The 9,808-nt window shown below is 62.3% G+C and carries 7 protein-coding genes; 1 reads left to right on the plus strand and 6 read right to left on the minus strand.

Going from position 1 to position 9,808, the window contains the following annotated elements:
• Positions 1-100: 100 nt before the first annotated feature.
• Positions 101-1,615 carry an AhpA/YtjB family protein gene (locus N4Q37_RS15545; protein ID WP_260958962.1) on the plus strand — a complete coding sequence of 505 codons (1,515 nt, stop codon included), beginning with the start codon at positions 101-103 and terminating at the stop codon, positions 1,613-1,615.
• A 141-nt stretch (positions 1,616-1,756) separates the two neighbouring features.
• Here the strand turns inward: N4Q37_RS15545 and N4Q37_RS15550 are convergent, their stop codons facing one another.
• From N4Q37_RS15550 to N4Q37_RS15575, 6 genes are all read right to left on the minus strand, one after another.
• Positions 1,757-2,467: a PqiC family protein gene (locus N4Q37_RS15550; RefSeq protein WP_260958964.1), complete on the minus strand. Its 711-nt coding sequence runs from the start codon at positions 2,465-2,467 to the stop codon at positions 1,757-1,759.
• 168 nt (positions 2,468-2,635) lie between these two features.
• Entirely contained in the window at positions 2,636-4,909 is a 2,274-nt protein-coding gene (gene parC, locus N4Q37_RS15555) for a DNA topoisomerase IV subunit A (protein ID WP_260958966.1), read from the minus strand.
• Between the two features lie 84 nt (positions 4,910-4,993).
• A complete protein-coding gene (locus tag N4Q37_RS15560) occupies positions 4,994-5,980 on the minus strand; it encodes an esterase-like activity of phytase family protein (RefSeq protein ID WP_260958968.1) in 987 nt (328 codons plus the stop codon).
• Entirely contained in the window at positions 5,980-7,884 is a 1,905-nt protein-coding gene (gene parE / locus N4Q37_RS15565) for a DNA topoisomerase IV subunit B (RefSeq protein ID WP_260958970.1), read from the minus strand. The genes N4Q37_RS15560 and parE overlap by 1 nt, the downstream gene beginning before the upstream one ends.
• 41 nt (positions 7,885-7,925) lie before the next feature.
• Entirely contained in the window at positions 7,926-8,534 is a 609-nt protein-coding gene (locus tag N4Q37_RS15570; protein WP_260958971.1) for a YqiA/YcfP family alpha/beta fold hydrolase, read from the minus strand.
• A gap of 589 nt (positions 8,535-9,123) precedes the next feature.
• Positions 9,124-9,480 (minus strand): DUF6124 family protein, encoded by a 357-nt coding sequence (locus N4Q37_RS15575; protein ID WP_123579442.1) that lies wholly within the window; start codon positions 9,478-9,480, stop codon positions 9,124-9,126.
• Between the last annotated feature and the right edge of the window lie 328 nt (positions 9,481-9,808).

Raw genomic sequence — 9,808 nt, forward strand, 5'->3', positions numbered from 1 at the left:
CTACCCACATTCAGTGACCATCGGGCACCGCCAATGCTTTGCCGGCCTTGGGCCTGTCGCTATACTGCGCGTCAATTTCACGGACAAAGAGCCGAGCTCAGTGAACCGGCCCACGCCAGTCAAAACCGACAATTTCTTCCTGCTGATCTTCCGTGCACTGCGCCACCGTCGCGTGCCGATTGCATTGCGCATCGCCAGCCATAACGTGATCCTGGTCGCCCTGGCCCTGGTCATCTATGCCTGCGTGATGGGCCTGCAGTTCAAGCAGGCCATGCATGAGCAGGCCGACGCCCTGGGCGAGAGCCTGACCACCCAGACCGCCACCTCCGCCACCGAGCTGCTGGTGTCCAACGACATCCTCAGTCTCAACGTGCTGCTCAACAACCTGACCAAGAACAAGCTGGTGGCCCACGCCGCCATCTACAGCGTGGACAACCGCATCCTCGCCGAGGCTGGCCAACGGCCCAAGCCCGGCCTGCTGGGCGAGTCCGGCGGCATGTACCAGAGCAAGATCACCTTCCAGGACGTCACCGCCGGGCAACTGCGCATCAGCCTGGACATGGACCAGTTCCAGCAGCCGATGACCATCAGCCTGCAAAGCATGGGCATCCTCAGCGCCATATTGCTGGCGCTGGCCCTTGCCCTGAGCCTGCGCCTGGGACGGCACCTCTCCACGCCGCTGCTGCAATTGCGCCTCTGGCTACGGGACATCGACGAACACACCCCGGCCACCCTGCGCCAGGATGAAATCGGCGACCTGGCCCGGCAGCTGCACGCCAGCTTCGCGCCGGAACCTGCGCCGCTGCCGGAACCTGAAGAACTCGACTTCGCGGACGATGACACCGAACCGGGCTTCGAGGTGCGCAACTTGCGCGATCCAGGCTTCGATGAAAGCCCGTCAATGCCTGCTTCCAGGCCAGCCCCACGCCACGTGGTACGCGCCGCGGAAGACGATGAAGACGACGACGCCTTTGCCGACCTGCGGGACGAGTCGATGAGCGGCGAGCCAAGGCCAGCAGCCCGTGCCGTCGTTTCGAACGTTCCCCAGCACAGTGCCGTACTGGCCATTCAACTGGGCGCCCAGGATCAACTGCGTCGCCTGCCCCAGGCACGCCTGAAGGAACTGCTCGAGCGCTACCGCGACTGCCTCGACCAGGCCGCTTCGCTTTACCAGGGCCATTTGCACACCCTGAACGACGGCAGCACGCTGATGCTGTTCCACACCGAAGACAGTGGCGACGACTACCTGACCAACGCCATCTGTTGCGGCGAGCTGCTTCGGGCCCTAGGCCATCAGTTGCAGATCGAAGTCGCCGACAGCGGCATCACCCTGCAACTGCAGTTGGGCCTGACCCTGGGTGACGAGCTGTTTGGCCTGAGTCAGATTGACCTGCTGCTGACCGAAACCGCCCAGGACGCCCTGGCCCTGTCGCAACACAGCCGCAACCTGCTGCTGGTTGAGCGCAAAGTCAACGACGACACCCTGATCCGCCAGCGCGCGCGCATCCGCCCCATCGCCAGCCCCGAAGGTGCGTGCTGCGTCGAACGACTGATGGAGCCCTATCCGTCGATGCTGGAACGGCAACTGGCACGGATGCACGAACGCCAGGCCTGAGCCCCGACACTTCAAATAAAGAAGCCCGCAGATGAGTGGTCATCCGCGGGCTTTTTTGTGGGTCCAGGCACCAGGAAACCAACCACCAGAAACAACAAAGCCCGCATCAACGCGGGCTTCGCTTTACATCCAGTCCAACCATCAGAACCTGAACACTTCCATGTCCGTACGAATCGGCAAGGCCATGGGGATCTTGTCCTTGTCCTTTTCCACCGGTTTGGCCGGTGCAGGCGTCGGAGCTGCCTTGCGTGGGACTTCTGCGACAGGAGGCTGGTTAGCCAACGGCTTGAGCGCCACCGACAGTTGCTCGGCCAGGCGCTGCAACAGGACGCCCTGGGCCTGGACCTGCGAAGCAGTGGTGCCGTTATGTTGCTCCTGCAGATGAACGATCCGGTTTTCGCGCACTTTGCCGCGACGATCGATCAACCGCCACTGGGCATCGAGCACTGCCGGTTGCGCCTTGCCTGAATCCAGGCGAGTGATCGACAACAGCACCTGGACATCCGGCGTAAAGCCTTGGGTGGCTGGCGCCAGTACAACGCGCTGGCTGTCCAGGCTCCCGGCGACCTGGCGCAACAGCAACTGGTCGATGTCCGAAGACAGGCTGCCAGCCCAGCGACCGTCGGTGGCGGCCTGCAAGCTGCCGTCCGGTTGACGTTGCAACAAGGTTTCGCGTTGCAGGTAGTCGGCGATCAATACCGGTCCCAGCAAAACGGCCATGCCGGCGCTTTGCGCAGGCTGGGCCGGGGTGCCGCTGTCGAGTTGATACAACGACACCGGCTGGTTGACGCTGCAGCCCGCCAGGCCAAGCAGGCCGGCGAGCCACAAAATAGGGAGGCGCAGAGCAGTCATCGTTCCGTCCAGGTGGCAGCCACAAGGTTTACCACAGTGAAAATACTCGGTCATTATGAAGAACGCTCGGCCACGCCGGCGCTTGAAAGGGCCTATCATCCGTGAATATGCGCTCCGACTCCAGCGCGAAAGCGTCGGCCTGCGGCATTTAATCGCAGACCAACGCCTCTAGCACGCCTGATTCAGGTTTTCGACGAGCAGTGCATCCACCCGCTGAAACCCCCTCGGAAGCTTGTTGCCCCGCCGACCACGTTCACCCTTGTAATGTTCCAGATCGTCTGCTTTCAACGAGAGCGTACGCTTACCAGCCTGCAGCACAAGCGTGGCGCCTTCCGGCAACACTGCAATATCCGTGACATATTCCTCACGGCTGGCCACCCGTTCGCCGGAAATCCCGATGATCTTGTTGCCCTTGCCTTTACCCAACTGCGGCAAATCACTGATCTTGAACACCAGCAACCGTCCCTCGGTGGTCACCGAGGCCAGCCAGTTGTTCTCGCGATCGGCAACCGGGCGCGGCGCGATGACCTTGGCATTATTAGGCAGGCTCAACAGCGCCTTGCCCGCCTTGTTCTTGGCTTGCAGGTCTTCACCCTTGACGACGAACCCATAACCGGCGTCCGACGCAATAACGTACAGCCCTTCATCATCAGGCATCAGCACGCATTCGAAAGTTGCGCCCGGTGGCGGCGTTAAACGACCGGTCAGCGGTTCGCCCTGGCCCCGCGCCGACGGCAGGGTGTGGGCCGGCACCGAATAACTGCGCCCGGTGGAATCGACGAACACCGCAAACTGGTTGGAACGCCCGGCCGCCAGGGCCTTGAAACCGTCCCCGGCCTTGTAGGAAAGCCCCGCGGCATCGATATCGTGCCCCTTGGCGGAGCGTACCCAGCCCTTTTCCGACAGCACGACAGTGACCTTCTCGTTCGGCAGCAGATCGTGCTCGCTCAACGCCTTGGCTTCGGCGCGCTCGACGATCGGCGAGCGACGGTCGTCGCCATAGGTTTCGGCGTCCTTGAGCAACTCGCTGCGCACCAGTTTCTTGAGCTTGGCTTCGCTGCCCAGCAAGGCTTGCAGCTTGGCCTGCTCCTTGAGCAATTCATCCTGCTCGGCGCGCAACTTCATCTCTTCCAGCCGCGCCAGTTGCCGCAGGCGGGTGTCGAGGATGTAGTCGGCCTGGACTTCGCTGAGGGCAAAGCGGGCGATCAGGCTGGCCTTGGGTTGGTCCTCGGTGCGGATGATGTGGATCACTTCATCGAGGTTAAGGTAAGCGATCAACAAGCCGTCCAACAGGTGCAGCCGGCGCTCGACCTTGTCCAGGCGGAATTGCAGGCGCCGACGGACCGTCTTCACCCGGAACTCCAGCCACTCCACCAGCAGTGCCCGCAGGTTTTTCAGCTGCGGCTTGCCGTCCAGGCCAATGATGTTGATGTTGACCCGGTAGCTGGATTCAAGATCGGTGGTGGCGAACAGGTGCTGCATCAAGGCTTCGTGATCGACCCGGCTGTTGACCGGGATGATCACGATACGGCAAGGGTTCTCGTGGTCGGACTCATCGCGCAAGTCGGCAACTTGCGGCGCTTTCGACGGTTTTGCCTGCATCATCGCGGCAATCTGTTCCAGCACCTTGGCCCCGGAGACCTGATGCGGCAAGGCCGTGACAATGATGTCGCCGTCCTCGATGTGGTACACGGCGCGCATGCGCACCGAACCACGGCCGGTCTCGTAGATCTTCAGCAGGTCGGCGCGCGGCGTGATGATCTCCGCCTCGGTCGGGTAGTCCGGGCCCTGGATGTGCTCGCAAAGCTGCTCCACCGTGGCTTTCGGCTCGTCCAGCAAGCGCACGCAGGCGCTCGCCACTTCCCGCAGGTTGTGGGGCGGCACATCGGTGGCCATGCCCACGGCAATGCCGGTGGTGCCATTGAGGAGGATGTTCGGCAAACGTGCCGGCAACACCAGGGGTTCGTCGAGGGTGCCATCGAAGTTCGGCCCCCAGTCCGCCGTGCCCTGGCCCAACTCACTGAGCAGCACTTCGGAGTAGCGCGACAGCCGCGCCTCGGTGTAGCGCATGGCCGCGAAGGACTTCGGATCGTCCGGCGCACCCCAGTTGCCCTGGCCGTCCACCAGCGTGTAGCGATAGCTGAACGGCTGCGCCATCAGCACCATGGCTTCATAACAGGCCGAGTCGCCGTGGGGGTGGAACTTGCCGAGCACGTCACCGACGGTACGCGCCGATTTCTTGTGCTTGGAATCGGCGTCCAGCCCCAGCTCACTCATGGCATAGACGATTCGCCGCTGGACCGGCTTCAAGCCGTCGCCGATGTGCGGCAAGGCGCGGTCCATGATCACGTACATGGAGTAATTGAGGTAGGCATTTTCGGTGAAGTCAGCCAGCGATCGGCGCTCCACGCCGTCCAAGCTGTCTGCAAGAATGTCGCTCATGCGGGCCTCATCAGTTCATTGTCTGGCGCGCCGGCACGGTGCCGTCACGCTGGGTAAATTCAAGTTCAAGCAACGTTTGCCGGTTCATGGCGCGGCGCTCCAGCCACCGTCCGGCGCGGCGAAGCGCCAGATGATCGGTCGCGCTTCGCCGTCGGCCCGCGGCTCGTCATTGTTGTCCAGGCCGATCCAGGCGCCTTCGGCGTCGACCACCAGCGCCTCGGCCAGCCCATAGGCCTGGGAATAACGGCGCTCATCCTGCAAGGCTTCAGCGGCGAACGACCAGCAACGTTCCACCTTCGCCGTCTGCGGGTCACGCCGGCAGATCTGGTAGGCATTGCGCTCGAGGGTAAACAGCTTGCCGTCGAACAATGACAGATCGGCGAAATCCCGCGAAACCGCCTGGGCCTTGGGGAATTGCGCCGGTTGCATTTCCAGCCCCGCTTCGCTCAGCAGTACGCAGTTAGCCTCGCAATCCCAAACCGTTTGCTGACGCTTGATGCGCAGCAGGCCGCGACGTTCGCGCTCGGCCGCCAGCCACATCCGGTCGCCCTCGGGGTTGACCGCCAAGCCTTCGAACAAAGCGTTGAAATGCAACAACATGCCACTGGCCCGGGCCTCACGGATCATGGCGGGGGCGATTTTCAACCAGGACGCGGGGCCCGACGGTGGCACCTGCAACACCGCGGCACGGGACTCGCTGACCACATAGCGATTACCCGCGCCATCACAGCTGATGCCTTCGAAATCCAGCTCCCCACCACGCAGGAACGACGCCGCCCAGGTCCTTGCGCTCAAGCCCCAGGGCAAACCGCTGTCCGGCACCTGCGGCACCTCGATGTTAACCACCTGGGCCTGCCAGAGCGTGGCGCTGGACGGCTCGAGACGGTAGATCCGGTCGTCGTCGCGATCGGAAACCGTCCACATTTCGCCGCCACACAAGGCCAGCCCGGACAAATTGCCGCCACGCATGCCATCGACGACATGCTCGGACAACAACTTGAGTTCCGGTGCGGGTCCGGCGACAACCATCCCCGCCCACAGCGCCAGCGCCAGGGCGAAGCCACGGCGCATCAGGCCAGGACCTCGGCCAGGTCGCCCTTGGACTCGAGCCAGGTCTTGCGGTCGCCGGCGCGTTTTTTCGCCAGCAGCATGTCCATGATTTCCGAGGTCGCGGCGAAATCGTCCAGGGTCAGTTGCACCAGGCGCCGGGTGTTCGGGTCCATAGTGGTTTCGCGCAGTTGCGGTGGGTTCATTTCGCCCAGGCCCTTGAATCGGGTGACCTGCGGCTTGCCGCGCTTCTTCTCGGCCACCAGGCGATCGAGAATGCCATCGCGCTCGGCTTCGTCCAGGGCGTAGTAGATCTCCTTGCCCAGGTCGATGCGGTACAGCGGCGGCATCGCGACGTAGACGTGGCCGGCGTCCACCAACGCCCGGAAGTGCTGGACAAACAACGCGCACAGCAAGGTTGCGATGTGCAGGCCGTCGGAGTCGGCGTCGGCGAGGATGCAGATCTTGCCGTAGCGCAGCTGGCTCATGTCTTCGGCGCCAGGGTCGACACCGATGGCCACCGCGATGTTGTGCACTTCCTGGCTGGCCAGCACTTCGCTGCCGTCCACTTCCCAGGTGTTGAGGATCTTGCCCCGCAGCGGCAGGATCGCCTGGAATTCCTTATCCCGTGCTTGCTTGGCCGAACCACCGGCGGAGTCACCTTCCACCAGGAACAGCTCGGAGCGCATCGGGTCCTGCCCGGCGCAATCGGCGAGCTTGCCCGGCAACGCCGGCCCTTGGGTAATGCGCTTGCGCTCGACCTTCTTGCTGGCCTTCAGACGCCGACCGGCGTTGCTGATCGCCAGCTCCGCCAGGGCCAGGCCGGTTTCCGGGTTGGCGTTGAGCCACAGGCTGAAGGCGTCCTTGACCACACCGGAAACAAACGCCGCCGCTTCACGGGACGACAAGCGCTCCTTGGTCTGGCCGGAGAACTGCGGCTCCTGCATTTTCATCGACAGCACGAAAGCGATCCGCTCCCAGACGTCTTCCGGCGCCAGCTTCACGCCACGGGGCAGCAGGTTGCGGAACTCGCAGAACTCGCGCATGGCATCGAGCAGGCCTTGGCGCAAACCGTTGACGTGGGTACCGCCCTGGGCCGTGGGGATCAGGTTGACGTAGCTTTCCTGGACGCTCTCGCCGCCTTCGGGCAACCACAACAGCGCCCAATCGACCGCTTCCTTGTTACCCGCCAGGCTGCCGCAGAACGGCTCGTCGGGCAGGCGTTCAAAACCGCTGACCGCGTCTACCAGATAGGAGCGCAAGCCGTCTTCATAATGCCATTCGACCTTCTCGCCGGTGGCCTTGTCCTCGAAACTGACCGACAGCCCCGGGCACAACACGGCCTTGGCCTTGAGCACATGCTTGAGGCGGCTGACGGAAAACTTCGGCGAATCGAAATACTTCGGATCCGGGGCGAAATACACGCTGGTCCCGGTGTTGCGCTTGCCGACGCTGCCGACCACTTCCAGCTCGGTGGCCTTGTAGCCGTCGGCGAAGGTCATCTGGTATTCGTTGCCATCGCGCTTGACCCGCACCCGCACCTGGGTCGACAAGGCGTTGACCACGGAAATACCCACCCCGTGCAAACCGCCGGAGAACTGGTAGTTCTTGTTGGAGAACTTGCCGCCGGCGTGGAGCTTGGTGAGGATCAGCTCGACGCCCGACACACCTTCTTCGGGGTGAATGTCCACCGGCATGCCGCGGCCGTCATCGCTGACTTCCAGCGAGTGATCGGCGTGCAGGATGACCTGCACCGATTTCGCATGCCCGGCCAAGGCTTCGTCGACACTGTTGTCGATGACTTCCTGGGCCAGGTGGTTCGGCCGACTGGTGTCGGTGTACATGCCGGGGCGCTTGCGCACCGGGTCGAGGCCCGAGAGGACTTCGATGGCGTCTGCGTTATAGGAACTAGCGCTGGGAGTGGCCATGGGGTCTCGTCGTCAGTGTTCAAATAAAAAGGGGCGATGGTTCACAGCGAGGTGAAGTCGATCGCCTGGTACAGGTCGGCGCCAATGCCGGCGAAACTCAACAAGGCCGGTATCCGTTGCGCAAACCCTTGGAAACTGTGGTCGCCGCCGGCCTGGATGCGCAAGGCACAGGCCCGGTAATACTGCTGGGCGTGGCGATAATCCAGCGTTTCGTCCCCGGTTTGCAACCATACCTGAAACCGCTGTGGGTCCTTGGGCGCCGGCACTTCCAGCTCGGCCAGGGCCGTGACGTGGTCGTGGGTCAATTCCCAGGCTTCACCGGTGTACAAATTCTTTTGCGTGCCCAGGTAACCGTCGAACATCCGATGGGGGCTGACCGCTGGGTTGATCAACAACGCCTTGAGCCCGTGACGCTCGGCCAAGTGAGTCGCATAGTAGCCGCCGAGCGAGCTGCCGACCAGCAGCGGACGGCCCAGTTGTGCAATCGCCAGCTCCAATTGGGCCATGGCCTCGCGGGGGTGGTGGTGCAGGGCTGGCACTTGCAACTGATCGCCCAGGCCCAGGCGGGTCATCACCTCGATGAGTTGGCGGGCCTTGGTCGAGGCTGGGGCGCTGTTGAAGCCGTGGATGTAGAGGATCGAAGCGGACATGCCAACTTCCTGTGTCGGGGGCAAAGGCCGGAGTTTACAGGGAGATTGAGGTGGTTTGGGGGGATTTGGCTTGTCTTTCCGGTTGTGTGCCCGTCATACCTGTAGGGGCTGGACTGTGGGAGCAAAGCTTGCTCGCGAGGCGGTCTGGCGGTCGACCTGGGTTTCCGGGTGCATATCCGTTGCTGCGGTAACGGCGGCTTAGGGTTCCGCCCTGACGGCGGCTCACTTTTTTTCAAACGCCAAAAAAAGTAGGCAAAAAAGGCTTCGCCCCACCACTGGGCACCTCGCCAAGGCTCGGTGTTCCCTCACTCCGGCATTGCTCCGTGGGCCCGCCGCGAAGGGCCATCCATGGCCCAGCGCGGCTATCCCGGCATCCATGCCGGGATGCCCACTGCGCAATGCCTGCGTTCGGCCCTTGTGGTTAATGGGGCGTCCAAGATCAAAAGCCAAAGCAAGAGCAAGAGCACGATCGAAGCGGCCTGACGGCCGCTCCATCTCTCCCGGTTGTACCGAGAGTCACCATCTGCGGGAGCAAAGCTTGCTCGCTTTGGCAGTGGGTCAGGTTGCGTCAATGCAGAATGGTTCGACGTCAGCGCGGGTCAACGATATCCAATGCCCGATTTGCCAATAACTCACTGAGCTCGATCATCTGCTGGACACCCAAGGCAAAGTGCCGGCGCGAGCCTTCCAGATCGAAGGCCAGATCGCTGAGCATGGCGTTGGCGGAGGCTAGGGTTTCGCTGAGGTTGGCCAGGAGGGTTTCGGTGTCGAGCTTTTTGTTTACCGTGAACACTTGGCAGGGATCCGAAGAATTCGGGTTAGTGGATTTTGGCTTGAGATAAAAATCTAAAGTGCGCTTGGCTGCTTCATCAAGCTTTGGGGAATGCTGGCTTGTTTCGGAAGAGATGGAATCGTTTTTTGTTGGTCCAGAGTTATTTTCAGACATGTTGAGCGCTCCATTAGGATGAAATTTCGCTCCTTTTACTTCGGGTTTCCAGGCCCGACCGCTGAATCTTCAGCGACGGAAAAAGCTTAGAGACAGCCCTTCCCACCCAGCAACCGCCAGAACTCGTCGGAAAAATCTGCCTGAATCAGAAAGTGTGTCCGACCATTCCCACAACGCGGTCGGCTGCCAGGCCGCCTCGCTTTTGCTTTTTGCTTTTTGCTTTTGATCTTGAAGGCCCCGTTAACCACGACGGCCGAACGCAGGCATTGCGTAGTGGGCAACCCGGCATGGATGCCGGGTTAGCCGCGCTGGGCCATGGATGGCCCTT

Source organism: Pseudomonas citri (assembly GCF_025336485.1).
Classification (GTDB): Bacteria; Pseudomonadota; Gammaproteobacteria; order Pseudomonadales; family Pseudomonadaceae; genus Aquipseudomonas; species Aquipseudomonas citri.

Excerpts from the sequence above, each read along its gene's own strand:
- N4Q37_RS15550 (WP_260958964.1), bottom strand. The coding sequence starts at position 2,467 with ATGACTGCTCTGCGCCTCCCTATTTTGTGGCTCGCCGGCCTGCTTGGC.
- parC (WP_260958966.1), bottom strand. The coding sequence starts at position 4,909 with ATGAGCGACATTCTTGCAGACAGCTTGGACGGCGTGGAGCGCCGATCG.
- N4Q37_RS15560 (WP_260958968.1), bottom strand. The coding sequence starts at position 5,980 with ATGCGCCGTGGCTTCGCCCTGGCGCTGGCGCTGTGGGCGGGGATGGTT.
- parE (WP_260958970.1), bottom strand. The coding sequence starts at position 7,884 with ATGGCCACTCCCAGCGCTAGTTCCTATAACGCAGACGCCATCGAAGTC.
- N4Q37_RS15570 (WP_260958971.1), bottom strand. The coding sequence starts at position 8,534 with ATGTCCGCTTCGATCCTCTACATCCACGGCTTCAACAGCGCCCCAGCC.
- N4Q37_RS15575 (WP_123579442.1), bottom strand. The coding sequence starts at position 9,480 with ATGTCTGAAAATAACTCTGGACCAACAAAAAACGATTCCATCTCTTCC.